Origin of the sequence: Streptomyces sp. CB02400, assembly GCF_001905725.1 — a bacterium.
GTDB lineage: Bacteria > Actinomycetota > Actinomycetes > Streptomycetales > Streptomycetaceae > Streptomyces > Streptomyces atrovirens.
The window spans coordinates 14,165-33,987 of the sequence record NZ_LIWB01000023.1 but is presented as its reverse complement, the minus strand read 5'-3'; the positions used below and the strand labels follow the sequence as shown (position 1 = coordinate 33,987).

Here is a 19,823-nt window from a genome sequence, read left to right as displayed (position 1 = left end):
GCACGTGAACCGCATCGTGAGCCGGGTCGTGGACACCCGGGCGAAGGACCCCGGTGCCGTCGCGGCCGCCGCCGCCCGCCGGGTCAGGGCCACCTCGCCCTTCGGGCAGCACGGCAAGGTGATGATCATCGCCGCCGACCATCCGGCGCGCGGGGCCAACGCCGTGGGCGGCGACCCGTCCGCCATGGCCGACCGCTTCGAACTCCTGGACCGCATGTGCGTGGCCCTGGAGCGCCCCGGCGTCACGGGGGTCCTGGCCACCGCCGACATCCTGGAGGACCTGCTGCTCCTCGGTGTCCTGGACGGCAAGAGCGTCTTCGGGTCCATGAACAGGGCCGGGCTCGCCGGTTCCGTCTTCGAGATCGACGACCGGTTCACCGGGTACGACGCCGAGACCATCGCGGCGATGGGCTTCGACGGCGGCAAGATGCTCACCCGTATCGCCCTGGACGACCCGGCGACGCCGTCCGCCCTGGAGAACACCGCCCACGCCGTGGACGAGCTGAACGACCGCCGGCTGATCGCCATGGTCGAGCCCTTCCTGTCCGGGTGGCACGACGGGCGCGTCCGCAACGACCTCTCTCCCGACGCCGTCATCAAGTCGGTCACGATCGCCTCGGGTCTCGGCCGCCGTACCGCCTACACCTGGCTGAAGCTGCCGGTCGTCGAGGACATGGAGCGGGTGCTGGCCTCCTCGACGCTGCCCGCGGTGCTGCTGGGCGGTGAGGTGAAGGACCCCGGTGCGGCGTTCGCCTCCTGGGGCAGGGCGCTGAAGTGTCCGACCGCGCAGGGCCTGACCGTGGGCCGTTCGCTGCTCTACCCCTCGGACGGCGACGTCGCCGGCGCCGTGGACCGGGCGGTGAGCCTGCTGTGAGCACGACGAGCGAGTACCACCTGCCCGCGGGCACCGCGGCCGAGGGCCCCTACGACCTCCTGGTCACACCGGAGTCGGCCGGCTGGGGACACTCCGGGCTCAGGGTGCTCACCCTGGCGCCGGGGGAGGCGCACGCCCTGTCCACCGGGGAGTCCGAGTTCCTGGTCCTGCCGCTGTCCGGCGGCTGCACCGTCACCGTCGCCGGCCGGGCCTTCGAACTCGACGGCCGCACGGACGTGTTCACCTCGGCCACCGACTTCGCGTACCTGCCCCGGGCGTCGGAGGCCGTCGTCAGCAGCGCGCACGGGGGACGTTTCGCGCTGCCCTCCGCCCGTACCGGGCGGAGCGGCCTCCCGGCCCGGTACGGGCGCAAGGAGGACGTGCCCGTCGAGCTGCGCGGCGCCGGCGCCTGCTCCCGCCAGGTCAACAACTACTGCCTGCCGGGCACCTTCGACGCCGACCATCTGCTGGTCTGCGAGGTCCTCACCCCCGGCGGCAACTGGTCCTCCTACCCGCCGCACAAGCACGACGAGGCCCGCACCGACGAGCACGGCATCGCCGTGGAGTCGGAGCTGGAGGAGATCTACTACTTCGAGGTCGCGGGCGGAGCCGACGCCTTCGGCTACCAGCGGGTGTACGGCACCGAGGACCGGCCGATCGACGTGCTCGCCGAGGTCCGCTCCGGCGACACCGTCCTGATCCCGCACGGCTGGCACGGCCCCTCCGTCGCCGCCCCCGGATACGACCTCTACTACCTCAACGTCATGGCCGGCCCCGGTCAGGACCGGGCCTGGCTGATCTGCGACGACCCCGCCCACGGCTGGGTGCGCTCCACCTGGGAGCAGCAGGACGTCGACGACCGGCTGCCCTTCGGAGGGAACAGGACGCGATGAACACCGTACGACTCACCACCGCGCAGGCGCTGGTGCGCTTCCTCGCCCAGCAGTACAGCGAGCGCGACGGCCGGGAACAGCGGCTGATCCCCGGCGCCTGGGGCATCTTCGGGCACGGCAACGTGGCCGGGATCGGACAGGCGCTGCTGCAGGCCGCCACCACCGGCGAGGCCGACCTGCCCTACTACCTGGCCCGCAACGAGCAGGGCATGGTGCACGCCGCGGTCGCCTACGCCAAGATGCGCGACCGGCTGTCCGCCTTCGCCTGCACCGCGTCCACCGGACCCGGCTCCACCAACATGATCACCGGTGCGGCGCTGGCCACCACCAACCGCATCCCGGTGCTGCTGCTGCCCTCGGACATGTTCGCCACCCGGGCCGCCGACCCGGTGCTCCAGCAGCTGGAGGACACGCGGGGCGGCGACGTCACCGTCAACGACGCCTTCCGCTCCGTCTCGAAGTACTTCGACCGGATCACCCGGCCCGAACAGCTCGTCCCGGCGGCGCTCGCGGCGATGCGGGTGCTGACCGACCCGGCGGAGACCGGCGCGGTCACCCTCGCGCTGCCGCAGGACGTGCAGGCGGAGGCGTACGACTGGCCCGTCTCCTTCTTCCGCCGCCGGGTGTGGCACGTCGGCCGCCCGGTGCCGGAACCGGCCGCCGTGGAGCGGGCCGCCGCCCTGCTGCGCAACGCGCAGAAGCCGCTGATCGTTGCCGGCGGCGGCGCCGTGTACTCGGGGGCGGAGACGGCGCTGCGGGCCTTCGCCGAGGCCACCGGCATCCCGGTCGCCGACACCCACGCCGGCAAGGGCGCGGTGGCCTGGGACCACCCGTGCGCGGTCGGCGGCATCGGCTCCACCGGCGCGTACGCCGCCAACGAGCTGGCGAAGGACGCCGACGTCGTCCTCGGCATCGGCACCCGCTACTCGGACTTCACCACCGCCAGCCACACCGTCTTCGGCAACCCCGACGTCGCCTTCGTCAACCTCAACGTGGCCCGCCTCGACGCCGTCAAGCACTCCGCCGAGCCCCTGGTGGCCGACGCCCGTCTCGGCGTCGAGGCGCTCGCGGCGGCGCTCGGCGACTGGGAGGTGACGCCGGAGTACCGGGCCGCCACCCGCCGGCTCATCGCCCGCAACCGGGAGATCGAGGAGGGCTGCTTCACCGTCGGCCACGGCCCGCTGCCCGCCCAGACCGAGATCCTCGGCGCTCTCAACGACGTCCTGGACGACCGGGCGGTGGTCATCAACGCGGCCGGCTCGATGCCCGGCGACCTCCAGCAGCTCTGGCGGGCCCGCGACCCCAAGGCGTACCACGTCGAGTACGCGTACTCCTGCATGGGGTACGAGGTCGCCGCCGGCGTCGGCGCGAAGATGGCCGACCCGAGCCGTGAGGTCGTCGTCCTGGTCGGGGACGGCTCCTACCTGATGATGGCCCAGGAGATCGTCACCATGGTCTCCGAAGGGCTGAAGGTCGTCGTCGTCCTCGTCCAGAACCACGGCTTCGCCTCCATCGGCTCGCTGTCGGAGTCCCTCGGCTCGCAGCGGTTCGGCACCAAGTACCGCTACCGCAGCGGCGACTCCGGGCTGCTCGACGGCGACGTCCTCCCCGTCGACCTGGCCGCCAACGCCGCCTCGCTCGGCGCGGACGTCCTGCACGCGACCACCGTCGACGGGTTCCGCGCCGCGATGGAGAAGGCGAAGGCCGCCGACCGCACCACCGTCGTACACGTCGAGACCGACCTGTACGGCCCCAACCCGCCCGGCCACGGCTGGTGGGACGTGCCCGTCAGCGAGGTCTCCGCCCTCGACTCCACCCGCGCCGCCCACGAGACGTACGCCGCGCACAAGCAGAACCAGCGCCACTACCTGTAACGGAATCGGAGAACCACTCACGTGAAGCTCATCCCGCACTGGATCGACGGCTCGTCGGTCCCCGGCGGCCAGTCCGCCCCCGTGTTCGACCCGGCCACCGGACAGGAGCAGGCCCGGGTGGCCCTGGGCGGCGCCCCCGAGGTCGACGCCGCGGTCACGGCCGCCGCCCGCGCCTTCGACACCTGGTCGGAGTCGTCCCTCACCCAGCGCACCCAGGTCATGTTCGCCTTCCGGCAGCTCCTGGCCGAACACGAGGAGGAGCTGGCCCGGATCATCTCCGCCGAGCACGGCAAGACGGTCGACGACGCGCGCGGCGAGATCGTCCGCGGCCGGGAGGTCGTCGAGTTCGCCTGCGGACTCGGCGACGTGCTCAAGGGCGGCTTCTCCGACCAGGTCTCGCGCGGCGTGGACGTGCGCGACTTCCGCCGGCCGCTCGGCGTGGTCGCGGGCATCACCCCCTTCAACTTCCCGGCGATGGTGCCGCTGTGGATGCACCCCATCGCCATCGCCACCGGCAACACCTTCATCCTCAAGCCCAGCGAACGCGACCCCTCCGCCGCGAACTTCGTCGCCGGCCTCTACCGCGAGGCCGGACTGCCCGACGGTGTGTTCAACGTCGTGCACGGCGGCAAGGACGCCGTCGACGCCCTCCTCGACCACCCCGGTGTCAGGGCCGTGTCCTTCGTCGGCTCCACCCCGATCGCCAAGTACGTGCACGAGCGGGCCACCGCCGCCGGCAAGCGCGTCCAGGCCCTGGGCGGCGCGAAGAACCACGCGGTCGTCCTGCCCGACGCCGACCTGGAGTTCGCCGCCAACCACATCACGGCGGGCGCGTACGGCTCCGCGGGCGAGCGGTGCATGGCCATCTCCGTCGCCGTCGCCGTGGGAGACGCGGCCGACCGGCTCGTCGAGATCCTCGAACGCAAGGCGAACGAGGTGAAGGTCGGCCCCGGGGACGCCGCCGGCACCGAGATGGGCCCCCTCGTCACCGAGGCGGCCCGGGAGCGGGTCGAGAACGCGGTCGGCACCGCCGCCGCCCAGGGCGCCACCGTCGTCGTCGACGGCCGCGGCCTCAAGGTCGACGGGTACGAGGGCGGCTTCTTCACCGGCCCGTCGCTGCTCGACCACGTCACGGCCGAGATGGACGCGTACCAGGAGGAGTTGTTCGGGCCCGTCCTCGCCGTCGTCCGCGTCGACACCCTCGACGAGGCGATCGCGCTGATCAACGCCAACCCGTACGGGAACGGCACCGCCCTGTTCACCGACTCGGGCGAGGCCGCCCGCCGCTTCGAGCGCGGCGTCGACGTCGGCATGATCGGCATCAACGTGCCGGTGCCCGTCCCCATGTCGTACTACTCGTTCGGCGGCTGGAAGGACTCGCTCATCGGCGACTCCCCGATCCACGGTCCCGAGGGCGTGCGCTTCTACACCCGCCCGAAGGTCGTCACCAGCCGCTGGCCCCGGCCGGCCCAGCAGGTCGCCGCGGGATTCACCTTCCCCACCTCCAGCTGAAACGCCCACTCCAGAGGAGACACCATGGCAACGGCGCCATCCTCCCCGCGCATCGTCGCGGGCAACCTGTGCCTCGGCTCCGCCCCCGACTCCTGGGGCGTCTGGTTCCCCGAGGACGCACACCAGGTCCCGTACACCCTGTTCCTCGACGAGCTGGCCCGGGCCGGCTACGAGTGGCTGGAACTCGGCCCCTACGGCTACCTCCCCACCGAACCCGCCGTCCTCGCCGAGGAGCTGGCCGTGCGCGGCCTGAAGGTCTCCGGCGGCACCGCGTTCGGCGCGCTGCACCGCCCCGAGGCGTGGGACGACATGCTCGCCCACGTCCGGCAGGTCGCCGCGCTGACCGCCGCGGCCGGCGCCCACCACCTGGTCCTCATCCCGCCCATGTACCGGGACGAGAGGACCGGCGCGTACACCGAACCGCCCGAGCTGACCGCCGAGCAGTGGGCGGGCTTCGGCCGGGCCGCCGACCGGCTGGGCAGGCTGCTGCTCGACGAGTACGACGTGCGGCTCGTGCTGCACCCGCACGCCGACAGCCACATCCAGACCCAGCCCGAGATCGAGCGGCTGCTGAACGAGTCCGACAGCCGGTACACGAACCTCTGCCTGGACACCGGGCACGTCGCCTACGGGGGCGGTGACAACCTCGACCTGATCCGCCGTTTCGGCGAGCGCGTCGGCTACGTCCACATCAAGCAGATGGACCCGGAGGTGCTCGCGCAGGTCGCCGCCGAGGACCTGTCGTTCGGCGAGGCCGTGAAGCGCGGCGTCTGTGTCTCACCGCCCGCGGGGGTACCGGACCCGGGCGACGTCATCGCCGAACTGTCCCTGCTGGACGCCGAGTTGTTCGTCATCGTCGAGCAGGACCTGTACCCGTGCGCGCCCGAGGTGCCGCTGCCCATCGCGGTGGCCACCCGGGAGCACCTGGCCGGCTGCGGCCTCACCGGAACCCGACGCCCGAACCACTCCCGGTAGGAGGCCGCCATGGACGTCAAGGACGACGCGACCACGGCACCACCCACGACCACCGACGCCCCGTCCGGGCCGGTCAACCGCCGACTGCGGGTCATCACCCTCATCGCCACCTTCGGCGGACTCCTCTTCGGCTACGACACCGGCGTCATCAACGGCGCCCTGCCGTACATGACCGACGACCTCGGTCTCACCCCCGTCACCGAGGGCATGGTCACCAGCTCGCTGCTGCTCGGAGCGGCCCTCGGCGCCGTCGCCGGCGGCCGGCTGTCCGACGCCCGCGGGCGCCGGCGCACCATCCTCCTGCTCGCCGTGCTCTTCTTCGTCGGGGCGCTCGGCTGCACCCTGGCCCCCACCACCGAGGCCATGATCGCGGCGCGGTTCCTGCTCGGGCTCGCGGTCGGCGGGGCGTCGGTGACCGTGCCCGTCTACCTGGCGGAGGTGTCACCCGCCGAACGCAGGGGCGCCCTGGTCACCCGTAACGAACTCATGATCGTCAGCGGTCAGCTGCTCGCCTTCACCTGCAACGCGGTCATCGCCCGGGTGGGCGGCGAGTCCGACGGTGTCTGGCGCTACATGCTGGTCATCGCGACGCTCCCGGCCGTCGTCCTGTGGTTCGGGATGCTGGTGATGCCGGAGAGCCCCCGCTGGCTGGCCTCCCGGGGCCGCTCCGGCGAGGCGCTCGCCGTGCTCCGGCAGGTCAGGGCCGAGGCACGGGCCCGGGCCGAACTCGACGAGGTCTCCGCCCAGGCCGTCGAGGACGAGCGGCAGAGGCTGGGCGGCTGGCGGGACATGCGCGCCACGCCGTGGCTGCGCAGACTGATGTTCGTCGGCTTCGGCATCGCGATCGTGCAGCAGCTCACCGGCGTCAACACGATCATGTACTACGGCACGCAGATCCTCACCGACGCGGGTCTCGCCTCGGACAGCGCCCTGACGGCGAACGTCGCCAACGGCGTCATCTCGGTCGTCGCCACCTTCGTCGGCATCTGGCTGCTGGGCCGCGTACCGCGCCGCCCGATGCTGATGACGGGTCTCCTGGGCACCACCGGCGCCCTGCTGCTGATCGGGGTCTTCTCACTGACGCTCCCGGAGGGGGCCGGCCGGGCGTTCGCCGTGCTCGCCATGACCGTCACCTTCCTCGCCTTCCAGCAGGGCGCGATCTCCCCGGTGACCTGGCTGATGCTGTCGGAGATCTTCCCGACCCGGATGCGCGCCTTCGGCATGGGCATCGCGGCGGTGGTGCTCTGGCTGACGAACTTCGCCATCGGCCTGGTCTTCCCGTCCCTGGTCTCCGGCGTCGGCGTCTCCGCCACCTTCTTCCTGTTCGCGGTGGCCGGCCTGTTCTCCCTCGCGTTCGTGAAGCGGTACGTGCCCGAGACCAAGGGCCGCACGCTCGAGACCCTCGAAGCGGAACTGCGCGCCCGATTCTCCTGAACTCCCCACCACCGATGGCCCGACCACGGGCCACGAAGGGTCAACCCATGACTGTACGCGTAGGCGTCATCGGCGCCGGAATGATCGGCCAGGACCACATCCGGCGGCTCACCGACGTCGTCACCGGCGCCCGGGTCAGCGCCGTCACCGACATCGACGCGGCCCGCGCCGCCGAGGTCGCGGCCCGCTGCGGTGCCACCGCGCTGCCCACCGGGGCCGAGCTGATCGGCTCACCCGACGTGGACGCCGTCCTCGTCACCTCCTGGGGCCCCACCCACGCCGAACACGTCCTCGGCGCCGTCGCGGCCGGCAAGCCTGTCTTCTGCGAGAAACCGCTGGCCACCACCGCCGCGGACTGTCTGCGCATCGTCGAAGCCGAACGCGCCCACGGACGCCGCCTGGTCCAGGTCGGCTTCATGCGCCGCTTCGACGCCGGATACCGGCAGATGAAGGAGGTCGTCACCGCCGGCGGCATCGGCGCCCCCCTGCTCGTGCACTGCGCGCACCGCAACCCGACCGTCCCCGAGTCGTACACCTCGGCCATGGCGGCCCAGGACACGGCCGTGCACGAGATCGACGTCCTGCGCTGGCTCCTGGACGACGAGATCGTCTCGGCGCAGGTGATCACACCGCGCTCCACGGCGAAGCGGTTCGCGCACCTGAAGGACCCGCAGCTCATGCTCTTCGAGACCGCGAGCGGCGTCCGCATCGACCTGGAGGTCTTCGTCAACTGCCAGTACGGCTACGACATCCAGTGCGAGACCGTCGGCGAGTCGGGCCTGGTGCGGCTGCCCGACCCGGCCGGTGTCGGGGTCCGCGCCGCGGGCCGGCACGGCACCGTGGTGCTCCAGGACTGGAAGGACCGTTTCAAGGACGCCTTCGACACCGAGTTCCGCGAGTGGACCGCCTCGGTGGCGGACGGGACGGAGCCCACCGGCCCGTCCGCCTGGGACGGCTACGCCGCCACGGTGATCACCGACGCCGCGGTCCGCTCGCTCGAGTCCCACTCCGCCGTCGTCACCGTGGACATGAAGCCCCGCCCCGCCCTTTACGGAGGCACCGCGTGAAGATCGCCATCGACCCGTACATGTTCCGCGCCCTGCCCGTCGACGAGATGGTGCGCACCGTGGCCGAACTCGGCTACGAGTACATCGAACTGTCCCCGCGCGACGACTTCATGCCCTTCTTCCTGCACCCGCGGGCCGACGACGAACGCGTCGCCGAGCTGAAGAAGTCGCTGCGCGCCCACGGTGTCCAGCTGTCCTCCGTGCTGCCGCTGTACAAGTGGTCCTCGCCCGACGAGACCGAACGGCAGACGGCCGTGCGCTACTGGAAGCGCATGATCGAGATCACCGCTCAGCTCGGATGCCCGCTGATGAACTCGGAGTTCAACGGCCGTCCCGAGCGGGCCGCCGAGAGCGAGGCCGCCTTCTGGCGCTCCATGGAGGAGCTGCTGCCGCTGTTCGAACGCGAGGGCATCGCGCTCAACCTGGAGGCGCACCCGGACGACTTCTGCGAGGAGAACACCCCCGCCGTCGACCTCGTCCGCGCCGTCAACAAGCCCTGGGTGAACTACCTGTACTGCGCCCCGCACACCTTCCACCTCTCGGGCGCCGACCCGAACGCGGACGTCGCGGCGATGATGCGCTACGCCGGTGACAAGCTGAAGCACGTCCACATCGCCGACACCTTCAACCACAAGGCCTCCTCCGGCCTGCGCTACATACTCAACCCCCCGGGGACCGCCGCCCGTATCCACCAGCACCTGGACATCGACCAGGGGGAGGTCGACTGGGACGCCTTCTTCGGCACGCTGCGCGAGCTGGACTTCGACGGCGTCGCCACGGCCTGCGTGTTCGCCTGGGAGGAACGGGCCCGGGAGTCGGCGGCCTTCATGCGTGAGCGCATAGGGAAGGAGCTTGGTCCCCCTTCCACGAGGTGAACGACCCGTCCCGTCGTGTGAGCGGTGGATGTGCGGTCACCGGTGATCGGCTGTGGCGGAGGAAGTTCAGCGGGCCGCGGTCGTGCGGGCACGCGCCTGGCCCCCGGCCCCTGCCGAAGCAGCCCGTACGAGTGTGGGCAGGCCGCGCCAGGGGATCGCGGTGCGGTACGCGTGAGGGGCGGCGTTCGTGATGAGCCGCAGGCCGTGCACGGGCGGGCGGCCGATGCCCAGTGGTCCCGGCGGGCCGGGACCACTGAGTGGACAGCACGGGTTCGATCAGCTTCCAGCGGTCGTTGGACAGATCGTCGGGATGACCGTCGCGCGGGCTCGTGCTTCGGCTCCTCCCTCGGGCATGCGGTGACTGTGCCGGCCGTCCGTTCAGTTCTCGAGGCGGCTCGCCTCGCCCGCGTCAGGTGCGTTGCCGTGCCGTGAGTACACGGCGCGCCGGGCGTGTTCTGTCAGCAGCACGCTGGAGGAGGTGAGCAGGTAGACGGCCCGTTGGGCGGTGCTGAGGGCGACGGTGTCGAAGACGTCTTGGGCGAACGGGGCCTGGACGGCGGTGATCCGGAGGACGAGCACTGCCGCCAGGCAGGCCCAGAGGGTGCGGTTGTGCAGATGGTGGCGCCCCATGGAGCACGAACGGCTCTCGCGGACCGGCCCACGTTCCTGGATGCCCGTACGTGGCGGGGTCTTCGTACGCGTCGAGTCCGGGCCGGTCACCGGAGGCGAGATCACGGGCGCGCACCATGCGATGAGCCGCCCCCGGTGTGGCGTGCGCGGCCGCGCGCGGCGTGCGGCCGCCCTCGGGGCCGTAGCCGGACCGGATCAGGACCTGCGGGCAGCGGCGCTGCCGTGATCCGCTCGTAGCCGCCCGCGGATCCGTCCGTTCCCTCGCCTGACGCGACATCGAGGTGCGCACCCCGTACGAGGTCGCCGTGAGCAGCACGTGCTGCAGCGCCTGGCCCGCCGACGACCAGTCCTCCCGCCGGTCCCACGCCGTCCACAACAGCGCTGCCTGCGCGTGGCGTTCGAGGTGCGGGGCAGGAAGGTGCGGTACGGGCAGCCGGCCGGTGAATCCCGTGTCGGTATCCGTCCGGACGCGTCCAGGGCCCCTGCGGCGGTCACGGGGATGCCGTAGCCGGTGTCCCGTCCCGAGGCGGTGAGCCGAGGTGCGCATCTCGGCCGTGCGACCCGGGTGGGGTGCGTTGCGGACCTCACCCACCCGGGTCAACTGCAGCAGACGCCGGGTTCCCATGATGTCGGGAACCTCGAGGTACGCGCCCTCCGCACGGGCCGCGCCGATCATTTCCGTCACGACCGGTTCCGGCACCGGGCGACCGGCGAACGGACCGTGTCCGGAGCAAGCCGTCGTACGGTGGCGCAGCCAGCCCTCCAGCGCCGCCCGCTGGGCATCAGTGACCGACAACGGCGGAATCTTCGGACCCGTACGACTCGTACCCGACCAACGGTGAATCTCTGACTCAGGTCACTGGACGGTGACTCCGCCCAGTACGCGCACGGGGACGTCCGCTCGGACGAAGGAGTGGTACCCACTCCGCTGACGCACGGGACGGCCGCACACATCGCGGTGGAAGGACCGGCCCTGAGCACCCGCCTGGTCGGGTGCGTAGGCACAGCCCACTTGAAGGTGCCGGGGACACGGAAACAGAACGGTCCCGTCCCCTCATCGACCGACTGCGCACCCTCCCCGGCGCGCTGTCCACTCGCACCGTCCAGGCCAACGGGTTCCGTCGGATTGGTGCTCTGACCCCGTACGGCGTCACCGAGATCGGCTGACTCCGGCACGGCCGGGGGTGCACACGTCGGTGTGCACCCCAGCACGGCTGCCACGAGTCCCTCAGGTGCGGCGTTACGCCGCGGAGAGCGCGGGCCGGACGTGAGGCGGTGGGAGCCGTGCGTCAGTGGTCGGTCTCCAGGTGGAGCTTGAGCAGGTCCACTCCGTAGTCGCCGCCGTTGGGCGTGCGGATGATGGTGTGGATGTGCTGCTGGGTGGGGGTGCCGCCCATGCCACCCATGCCGCCTCCCGGACCGCCGTTGGGCATACCGGTGGGCTGGCCGCTCGGCATGCCGGACGGCTGGCCACTGGGGGCGCCGCCGCCCATCTGGGCGTTCTCGCCGTAGGCCAGCGGGGACTGGGCGTCGTACTCGATGAGCACGACGGGGCTGTGCACCCGGTAGTAGAACGCGGAGGAGTCCTCGCTCTCGCCGATCCAGTAGAAGTACGTGTCGTCGAGGTGCTCCTCCACCTCCTTCAGCTTCACCGCGGCGTGACCGTCGTCCATGTAGCCGACGTAGACGCCGACCAGGTCGAGCAGCTTCTGACGCTGGGCGGAGGTGAACTCCTTGGCGGGGAGGCCCTGGTAGGCCAGCTCCAGGTTGTCCTGGCCGGCGCCGGCCACCATGTCGGTGCCGCCCTTCTCGTCGGTGGAGATCACCTTCTTGCGCTGCGCGGAGGTCAGGGACCGCAGCAGTGCCAGACCGGCCTTGGTCTCCGGCTTGAAAAGGGTGATCTTCTCGCCGTTGTAGGTGGCCGAGGTCGGCTCCGAGCCCATGAAGGTGGGGGACATGACGACCTGGTCGCCGAGCACGAAGTAGTTGATGGCCACGTGGTGGCCCTCGTACTGGAAGCCCCAGGGCTTGGTCGTGGAGGGGGTTCCCATGAAGGTGAAGTAGTAGTGCCCCTCGGTCAGCGTCTCCTTCCCGCCGCCGTTGTAGTCGCCCAGGAACGCGTTGAGCTTCATGATGTTGCGGGTCTGGGCCAGCCCGTCGGCGGACAGCGCCGCGCCGAGCAGCGCGTAACCGAGGCTCTGCTGCTTCTCGGTCAGGTCGCCCATGCGGGCGCCCTCGCGTGCGTAGCCGTCGACGTTGCTCCAGGCCAGCCACTCGTCGTCGTCCACGTCGAACACGGACGCCCGGCGCACCTTGGCGCTGAGTCCGTCCAGGAACGCCTGCGCGGCTTTCACCACGGCGTCCGTCGAGACACCGGTGGAGTGGATCGAGAACAGGTCGTCGACGACCTTCCCGTCGGTGGTGACGCCCTTGAAGTCGGCGTACTTCACCTCGGTGGCACCGGGGCCCATGCCTCCGGCGCCACCGGGCCCACCGGACGGCATCCCGCTCTGGGCGGCACCGGAAGCGGAGCCGGCCGTGTCCGAAGACCCGGCGGAGCAGCCGGTCATGGTCGCCACGGCGGCGGCGCCGCCGAGCAGCAGCGACCGGTTCATGAACCAGCGGCGGGTGCGTTCGGCGGCGGGGGTACGGGGATGGTGTGCGTTCATGAACCTGACACTCGCCCATGATCCTTATTTTTCCGTAAGATCTTTCTGTGAACCAGCGATGAGACCGCGAGGCCGCGTCCGGAGGCACATCGGCGTGAACCGTTCGGCTGCCACCGCTCGCCGGCTCATGTCGTCGTCCGGTGTCAGGACAGTGGCACGTTGTCGTTGCGGGCGAGTCTGAGCCAGGTGACCAGGTGCCAGTCCTGGTCGTTGGCGAGTGGGTCGTCCTTGTGGGCCTGCCGTCCGTCGACGGTGCTGGGCATGACGAAGGCGCAGGTCGCCGAGCCGTCGGGACGGTAGTTGGCGAGGTTGGCCAGCAGGGACGAGCGGGCGACGTGCTGTGTGTGCGGGGTGCGCAGGCGCGGGGGGAGCCGGTACAGGGCGCTCGCGGTCAGCACGCTCCAGTAGTGCGGGAAGACATCGCCGAAGAGCCGGTCCTGGCCGAACCAGTAGCCGTCCCAGTGCCGGATGCTGACGCCGTGCAGGCGGATGTGGGGCTGGCGTCCGCTGAAGGCCAGCAGCCAGGGCAGTCGCTCGGCGATCTCCTTCTCCAGGAGGGGGTCGGCGGTGATGCGCCAGGCGTCGATGAGCAGGTTCAACAAGGGGGCGATGATGGCGTGTTCGTAGGCGACCTCATGTTCGGGAAGCTGGTCTCCGAGGCCGATGAAGTAGTGCGCCGACCGTACGGTTTCCTCGCGTAGTCGCGTTGCTCGTTCTTTCTGGCCGTCCCTGTCCAGAGCGCCCGCGGCCTCCGCGACGGTCTCGGACAGGCCGATCGCCAGGTGGCGTCCGGCGCCCAGGTCGTAGGCGCGTTCGAGGATGCGGGCGGCTGTGTCCAGTTGCTCGGGTCGACGGTGGACTCGATGGTGTTCCAGGAAGAACGTGGCCAGCCAGGGGGCGTCGTAGAGGCGGGTTCCGACGTGGTGGGCCTGGGAGCCGCGACGGGGCGCCAGGGTGTCGTCGAGCAGGTGGCCGCGTGCGAACGCGGCCCACCCTTCCACGAGCGGGTCGGCGGTCCGCGGGGCGATCCAGCCCTGTTGCCTGGCCAGCAGCAGGAGGATCGGCATGGCGATGCGTTCGGAGCCGTCGGTCCAGTCGGACCACCCGTTGGTCAGGGTGGTCAGGCCGGTGCTCGTGTCCACGGGGACGAATGCGTGGCGCAGCAGACCCGGGCGTTCGGGTGAGCGCTGGTGGGCCAAGATGTAGGCGACGCGCCGCCGTACGAGTTCGGGCACCGGCAGGTGGAAGAGGATCTCGGTGAAGGCGTCGCCGATGCGCACGGTGACGGGTTCGTGGACGGCGGAGGTGAGCACGGTGGCGTCGCCGTCACGGCGGACGCGGACGTGGTCGGACAGGGCGGTGACGCCGGTGGCCGGGATCGTCAGGTCGTGGCCGACTTCGGTGGCCAGGGAGGTGAACTCGACCGGTGCGGGGTTGCGTCGTTCGAAGTCCTCGGCGGATTCGTACCAGACCAGGGCCCATTCGAGGGTGTAGGACCGGCCGGGGGCGAGTTCGATGAGGGGTTGTCCGCCGAAGGCGGTCGGATGAGCGGCGTGATCGGTCACGTTCAGGACGAGGTGGCCGCGGACGTTCGACAGGGTCGTGGTGTTGCGGCTTTCGATCGAGTAGCCGGAGAGCCGGCCGGAGCGGACCACCAGCCCGAGGCAGCGTCCGGTTCCGGAGACCGGCTGGGCGAGGACCCAGGACCAGCTGCCGCCGGTGAAGACGTGGGCGTGCACGGCGGTGCGCAGGGCGGCTGCGGCGTTCTCGTACAGGTCGGCGAAGGGCGTCTGGATTCCCAGGCCGCGAATCGTCCGCCGGGTCGGCCCGGTGTTGGTGAAGGTGTACCGCTCCAGGTACTGGTCGTTCTCCACCCATCGGGTCGTGTCCACGACTATGTCGGTGATCGGAGCGTGCCGCAGACGGATGCGGTCCGGACCGCTCTCCATGCTGTCGGGGGCGTTCCAGCGGCCGGCGCCGGCGTCGGTCACCAGGTGTCCGGAGCCCCAGGTGTGCTCGACGGAATGCCAGGGCGTGCGGTCGTCCAGGAGGAAGCGGCGGTCCGGCTGGGCGGGGTCGGTGAACTGCCCCGGTGCGCCGGAGTGCAGTTGGACGCTGCCTGGGCCGAACGTCCAGGTGGCGATGTCATCCTTTGAGGGCACCGGAGGAGAATCCCTTCACGTGGTGACGCTGGAGGAGGGGCAGGCCGCAGAGGATGGCGGCGATGACCAAACAGCAGTCGGAGACGACAACGGTTTCGGTACCATGAGTGCATGTGAAATGACCTCTCTCAGGCGCTTGCGGCGGTCGACCGAAATCGTTATCGGTCGCCATTAGCCAGGAGTACCGGCTGTTGTGTCAAGTACCTTGGGTGACACCGCTCACCCGGACAGGAGGCTTCATGGAGCGCGCGGTGACCATTTCCGACGTGGCGCGGCGTGCGCAGGTGTCTCCCTCGACCGCCTCCAAGGCGCTCAACGGAAGGGCTCAGGTCAACGAGGCGACCCGGCAGCGCGTTCTGGCAGCGGCCCGCGAACTCGGCTACGCCCCCAACGCCTTCGCACAGAACCTCCGCAACGGAACGAGCCGGACGGTCGGCATCATCGCCTCCGACGGCGTCGGGCGGTTCACCCTGCCCGTCCTCATGGGAGCCTCCCATGCGTTCGGCTCCGAACAGATGGCGGTGCTCCTGTGCGACTCGCACGGCGACCCCGAACTGGAACGCCGCAACCTTGACATGCTCGTCAAGCACCAGGCCGACGGCGTGATCATGCTGGGCCGGCACACCGACGCGCGACCTCCGGTCGCCACTGCCGTACGGATGCCCATCGTGTACGCCTACGCCCCCTCCTCCGACCCGCGGGACCGCTCCGTGGTCCCGGACGAAGCCGGCGGCGCACGACAGGCCATCGAGCATCTGATCGAAAAAGGCTACCGGCGTATCGCCCACATCACCGGGCCGAGCGCGTTCCACGCCACACAGGTCCGCCTGGAGAGCGTCAAGAAGACGCTCGCGGACCACGGTCTGACGCTTGCCGGCTCCCGCCCCTACATCGGCGAGTGGAGCGAACAGTGGGGCCTGTCCGCGACAATCATGCTTCTCACCGAGGACCCGACCATCGACGCGATCTTCTGCGGGAACGACCAGCTCGCCCGCGGTGCCGTCGAAGCGGCCCGGGAACTGGGCCGCAGGATCCCCGACGACCTCGGCGTCGTCGGCTTCGACGACTGGGACGCTCTCACTCTGGGCTCCCGCCCACCCCTCAGCAGCGTCAATATGCGCCTTGAGGAACTGGGCAGGCAAGCCGCTCACCGGCTGTTCGACAGCCATGCGGGTGAGGACCACGGGAGTGTGACCGTCGCGTGCGAACTCGTCGCACGCGACTCGTCTCAGCGGCTTGCCGTCCTCTGAGGCCGAGCTCGGACCGATGGTCCAGGACCCGTGACGTCCTCGCTTCGCCCGCGCGACCGCCCGGATACCACCGTGCCCAGGGTCCGGGCTTCGGCCCCCGTCATCAAGCCGCCTCTGCCGCTTGTCCAGACGAAGCGCCTGGAGCAACGGCGGGTGACAACATGCGTCTTAGTACTCCAGCAGCGGTTCGTGTCCTGAGCTGGTGATTGTCGTTGTCCTGGTATGGAGGGCATGACTGAAGTCGGTTGCTGGGCTGCGGAGTTGGAGTCGGTGTTCGCCCGGGTGGCGGGCCGGTTCGCTCGGGCGGATCTGCGGTGGCGGATGCGGGACTACGTCCGCGGTCTGCTGGGACGGGCGACACGGAAGAACGGCTGGCAGCTCGCGGAATGGGCAGGCCACCGCACACCGGACGGCTTCCAGCGGCTGCTGAACAGCAGCGTCTGGGACGCGGACGCCCTGCGTGACGACGTCCGTGCCTACGTCGGTGAGTCCCTTGGCCCCCATGGAGTGTTGATCATTGACGACACCGGGTTCATCAAGAAGGGCACCACCTCGGCCGGGGCCGGCCGGCAGTACACCGGCACCTCAGGAAAGATCGACAACTGCCAGATCGGCGTATTCGCTGCCTATGCCACCCGTTCGGGCCGGGCCCTGGTGGACCGGGAGCTCTACCTGCCCAAGGCCTGGACGTCCGACCGCGACCGCTGCCGGGCGGCGAAGATCCCCGACGAACGCGGCTTCGCGACCAAGGGAGAGCTGGCCCGGGACATCGTCCGCCGCTGCCTGGCCGCCGGCCTGCCCGCCCCGTGGGTCACCGCGGACGAGGCCTACGGGCAGGACTGGCACTTCCGCCGCCTGCTCGAGCAACTCGACGTCGGCTATGTGGTGGCGGTGCCCAAGTCGCAGCAGACCAAGTCCCTGGCCGGCATCTGGCGCATCGACCAGCTCATCGAGGACGCCCCTGCCGATGCCTGGCAGAGACTCTCCTGCGGCGACGGCGCCAAGGGCCCGCGTGTCTACGGCTGGGCCGCAGCCAAGCTGCCCGCCAACCTCGTCTTCGACCCCGACCCGCCGACCCATCACCGCTGGGTGATGGCCCGCCGCAGCCTGTCCGATCCCGAAGAGGTGGCCTACTACCTGGCCTACGCCCCCGTCGGCGTCGAGATCGCCGAGCTGGCCCAGATGGCCGGCTCCCGCTGGGCGATCGAGGAGTGCTTCCAGGCCGCGAAGAACGAATGCGGCCTGGACGAGTACGAGGTCCGCCGCTATCCCGGCTGGTATCGGCACATCACCCTGGCCATGCTCGCCCACGCGGTCCTGACGGCACTCGCCGCCCAGGCCAGCGAGGCCGCAAAGGGGGCTGCAGAAACGGATCAGCCCTCGTCCCGCTCACCGTGGCAGAGATCCGGCGGCTCCTGGACGCTCTCCTGCCCCACCCACGAGCCGACCGCGACCCCGTCACCCACGCACTGAAGTGGTCGGCCTGGAGAAGACACCGCCAGGCCGTCGCCCGCCGCTGCCACTACCGAAAACGCAGCTCAGAACACGATCCGCTGCTGGAGTAGAAGAGACAGTCGCGGCCGTGGATCATCTCCGATGAACTGTGGTCGCTCATCGAACCGTTGCTGCCCGAGCCGGGGCCGAAGCTGGTGGCGGGCCGGCCACGGGTGCCGGACCGGCAGGCCCTGTGCGGGATCCTGTTCGTGCTGCACACCGGCATCCAGTGGGAGTGCCTGCCCCAGGAGCTGGGCTTCGGCTCAGGCATGACCTGCTGGCGGCGCCTGGCCGCCTGGAACGAGGCCGGCGTCTGGGACCAACTGCACCTCGTGCTGCTGAAGAAGCTGCGGTCGGCAAAGCAGCTGGACTGGTCGAGGGCGGTGATCGACTCCTCCCACGTCAGGGCGGCCCGCAGAGGCCCAAAAGCGGTCCCAGCCCGGTCGACCGCGCACGGCGGGCAGCAAGCACCACGTCCTCACCGACGGCCAGGGCATCCCGCTCGCGGTGTCGCTGACCGGCGGAAACCGCGGGCGACGTCACCCAGCTCCTGCCCCTGCTGGACAAGGTCCCACCGGTCGCCGGCGTCGTCGGCAGACCACGCAGACGGCCGGACATGCTTTTCGCCGACCGCGGCTACGACCACGACAAGTACCGGCGACTGCTGCGGGAACGCGGCATCCGGCCCGTGATCGCCGAACGCGGCCAGCCGCACGGCTCCGGCCTGGGTATCTTCCGCTGGGTCGTCGAGCGAACGATCTCCTGGCTCCACGGCTTCCGCCGCCTGCGCACCCGCTGGGAACGGCGCGACGACATCCATGAGGCCTTCCTCGGCCTCGCCACCTGCCTCATCACCCACCGACACGTCCAACGGCTTTGTTAGGACCTCTTGCGGCCGATGCACAACACGCGCCTCGGGAAGCTACGCGACCAACCAGCTCGCATCCATTGCTTCTGCAAGGCCAGCGCCCTTGGGATGCCCGTGACTCTGCCTGTCCACTCGAGGCTGCGCGGACCGAGTGGACGCGGCTGCCCAGGCGCTTTGGCCCGGGGAGGGTCAACGGAGATCCAGTGCGGGGCCGGTTCCCGGTGCAATCGGCGCGGTGAGTGCCCACCCAAGCGCACCCGCCTCACGCCTCTCTTGAGACGCGAGTTTATGATCGCAATCCGCACCGGCCCGCGGGAGGTGGTCGGGGCGACAAGAGCCTGCTGCGCCGCAGAAGTCTGGTGCCCCGCCGTCGAATGCCGTGGTGCCCGGCTCCGGCGCACACCCCGGGAGGGGCGACACCACGATGACTCAGGACACTTCGGCACTCGACGACCCGGTGGGCCGGTCACTCCGTGGCCCTCACGCACGTTTCGCCCGGCGACTCGGCCGGGCTGTCACCTACCTGCCGGAGGTGACGACCTTCTCCGTGGTGCCCGCCGACGCGGACGTGTCGGACTGGGACGACCTGGCCAAGTTGCTCGCTCCGGGCGAACTCGCCGACATGTTCAGCTGCCCGGCCACTCCGCCGTCCGGCTGGGAGCCGGTCTTCCGTCTCGAGGGCCGTCAGATGGTCTGGCGCGGTGAGGGCCGGCTCGATCACCCTCCTGTCCGGCCCGGCGCCGGAGTGGTCGAGCTCACCGCGGACGACGTGCCCGAGATGCTCGGCCTGGTGGCGCGGACACGGCCGGGACCGTTCTGGCCGCGCACCCGCGAACTCGGCACCTACCTCGGCATCCGTGACAGCGGCACGCTGGTGGCGATGGCGGGGGAGCGGCTGCGGCCTCCGGGCTGGACCGAGATCAGCGCCGTCTGTACCGCTCCCGAGGCGCGCGGGCGAGGTAATGCGGCGCGTCTCGTCCGTGAGCTCGTCGTGCGGATCACGGCCCGCGACGAACGTCCCTTCCTGCACGTGGCCGAGACGAACACCGGCGCGATCGGCCTGTATACGCGGCTCGGCTTCGAAACCCGCAAGCAGGTGACCTTTCGGGGATTCCGCGCGCCTTGAGGGTCCCTGCGGCTCGTGGGCCGTGGGCACCGCCCGCCGCGGTGCCCACGGACCCTGCCGGACGTTCCGGTCGGGTGCTGTCGCTCTCGTCACGGACCCGGTCGTTCACCGCCCCTTTCC

14 protein-coding genes and 1 pseudogene are annotated in these 19,823 nt (G+C 70.6%); 12 read left to right on the top strand and 3 right to left on the bottom strand.

Annotation, left to right across the window (positions count from 1 at the left end; all coding sequences use genetic code 11):
* The first annotated feature begins 4 nt into the window (after positions 1-4).
* From AMK33_RS35790 to AMK33_RS35755, 8 genes are read left to right on the top strand one after another with little or no spacing between them, the layout of a single operon-like run.
* A complete protein-coding gene (locus AMK33_RS35790) occupies positions 5-874 on the top strand; it encodes a Cgl0159 family (beta/alpha)8-fold protein (protein ID WP_073937199.1) in 870 nt (289 codons plus the stop codon).
* Positions 871-1,767, top strand: coding sequence for a 5-deoxy-glucuronate isomerase (iolB, locus tag AMK33_RS35785; RefSeq protein ID WP_073937198.1), 897 nt, complete (start codon positions 871-873; stop codon positions 1,765-1,767). Before AMK33_RS35790 ends, iolB begins: the two co-directional genes overlap by 4 nt.
* Entirely contained in the window at positions 1,764-3,641 is a 1,878-nt protein-coding gene (iolD, locus tag AMK33_RS35780; protein ID WP_073937197.1) for a 3D-(3,5/4)-trihydroxycyclohexane-1,2-dione acylhydrolase (decyclizing), read from the top strand. The genes iolB and iolD overlap by 4 nt, the downstream gene beginning before the upstream one ends.
* A gap of 21 nt (positions 3,642-3,662) precedes the next feature.
* A complete protein-coding gene (locus tag AMK33_RS35775; protein ID WP_073937196.1) occupies positions 3,663-5,153 on the top strand; it encodes a CoA-acylating methylmalonate-semialdehyde dehydrogenase in 1,491 nt (496 codons plus the stop codon).
* A gap of 24 nt (positions 5,154-5,177) precedes the next feature.
* Positions 5,178-6,128, top strand: coding sequence for a TIM barrel protein (locus tag AMK33_RS35770; protein WP_073937195.1), 951 nt, complete (start codon positions 5,178-5,180; stop codon positions 6,126-6,128).
* A gap of 9 nt (positions 6,129-6,137) precedes the next feature.
* Positions 6,138-7,562: a sugar porter family MFS transporter gene (locus AMK33_RS35765; RefSeq protein ID WP_073937194.1), complete on the top strand. Its 1,425-nt coding sequence runs from the start codon at positions 6,138-6,140 to the stop codon at positions 7,560-7,562.
* A gap of 47 nt (positions 7,563-7,609) precedes the next feature.
* Positions 7,610-8,629, top strand: coding sequence for a Gfo/Idh/MocA family oxidoreductase (locus AMK33_RS35760; RefSeq protein ID WP_073937193.1), 1,020 nt, complete (start codon positions 7,610-7,612; stop codon positions 8,627-8,629).
* Positions 8,626-9,504, top strand: a complete 879-nt coding sequence (locus AMK33_RS35755) for a sugar phosphate isomerase/epimerase family protein (RefSeq protein WP_073937192.1) — start codon at positions 8,626-8,628, stop codon at positions 9,502-9,504. Before AMK33_RS35760 ends, AMK33_RS35755 begins: the two co-directional genes overlap by 4 nt.
* A 378-nt stretch (positions 9,505-9,882) precedes the next feature.
* Here AMK33_RS35755 and AMK33_RS35750 read toward each other — a convergent pair whose 3' ends face one another.
* From AMK33_RS35750 to AMK33_RS35735, 3 genes are all read right to left on the bottom strand, one after another.
* Complete coding sequence (locus tag AMK33_RS35750) at positions 9,883-10,239, bottom strand: cation transporting ATPase C-terminal domain-containing protein (RefSeq protein ID WP_158075156.1); 357 nt, start codon at positions 10,237-10,239, stop codon at positions 9,883-9,885.
* 1,184 nt (positions 10,240-11,423) lie between these two features.
* Positions 11,424-12,803: a DUF3500 domain-containing protein gene (locus AMK33_RS35740; protein WP_073937190.1), complete on the bottom strand. Its 1,380-nt coding sequence runs from the start codon at positions 12,801-12,803 to the stop codon at positions 11,424-11,426.
* Between the two features lie 143 nt (positions 12,804-12,946).
* Positions 12,947-14,965 (bottom strand): hypothetical protein, encoded by a 2,019-nt coding sequence (locus AMK33_RS35735; protein WP_079195089.1) that lies wholly within the window; start codon positions 14,963-14,965, stop codon positions 12,947-12,949.
* 251 nt (positions 14,966-15,216) lie between these two features.
* Between AMK33_RS35735 and AMK33_RS35730 the strand changes: the two genes are divergently transcribed.
* From AMK33_RS35730 to AMK33_RS35710, 4 genes and pseudogenes are all read left to right on the top strand, one after another.
* Positions 15,217-16,215, top strand: coding sequence for a LacI family DNA-binding transcriptional regulator (locus AMK33_RS35730; RefSeq protein ID WP_201263139.1), 999 nt, complete (start codon positions 15,217-15,219; stop codon positions 16,213-16,215).
* 222 nt (positions 16,216-16,437) lie between these two features.
* A complete protein-coding gene (locus AMK33_RS35725; RefSeq protein ID WP_073937188.1) occupies positions 16,438-17,688 on the top strand; it encodes an IS701 family transposase in 1,251 nt (416 codons plus the stop codon).
* A 113-nt stretch (positions 17,689-17,801) separates the two neighbouring features.
* Positions 17,802-18,592 (top strand): annotated as a pseudogene (locus AMK33_RS40875) (IS5 family transposase).
* 409 nt (positions 18,593-19,001) lie between these two features.
* Complete coding sequence (locus AMK33_RS35710; protein WP_073937186.1) at positions 19,002-19,703, top strand: GNAT family N-acetyltransferase; 702 nt, start codon at positions 19,002-19,004, stop codon at positions 19,701-19,703.
* Positions 19,704-19,823 lie beyond the last annotated feature (120 nt).

What these genes read in the sequence shown, in the direction of transcription:
- AMK33_RS35740 (WP_073937190.1), bottom strand. Translation starts at nt 12,803, where the DNA reads ATGAACGCACACCATCCCCGTACCCCCGCCGCCGAACGCACCCGCCGC.
- AMK33_RS35725 (WP_073937188.1), top strand. Translation starts at nt 16,438, where the DNA reads ATGGAGGGCATGACTGAAGTCGGTTGCTGGGCTGCGGAGTTGGAGTCG.
- iolD (WP_073937197.1), top strand. Translation starts at nt 1,764, where the DNA reads ATGAACACCGTACGACTCACCACCGCGCAGGCGCTGGTGCGCTTCCTC.
- AMK33_RS35760 (WP_073937193.1), top strand. Translation starts at nt 7,610, where the DNA reads ATGACTGTACGCGTAGGCGTCATCGGCGCCGGAATGATCGGCCAGGAC.
- AMK33_RS35770 (WP_073937195.1), top strand. Translation starts at nt 5,178, where the DNA reads ATGGCAACGGCGCCATCCTCCCCGCGCATCGTCGCGGGCAACCTGTGC.
- AMK33_RS35710 (WP_073937186.1), top strand. Translation starts at nt 19,002, where the DNA reads ATGACTCAGGACACTTCGGCACTCGACGACCCGGTGGGCCGGTCACTC.
- AMK33_RS35765 (WP_073937194.1), top strand. Translation starts at nt 6,138, where the DNA reads ATGGACGTCAAGGACGACGCGACCACGGCACCACCCACGACCACCGAC.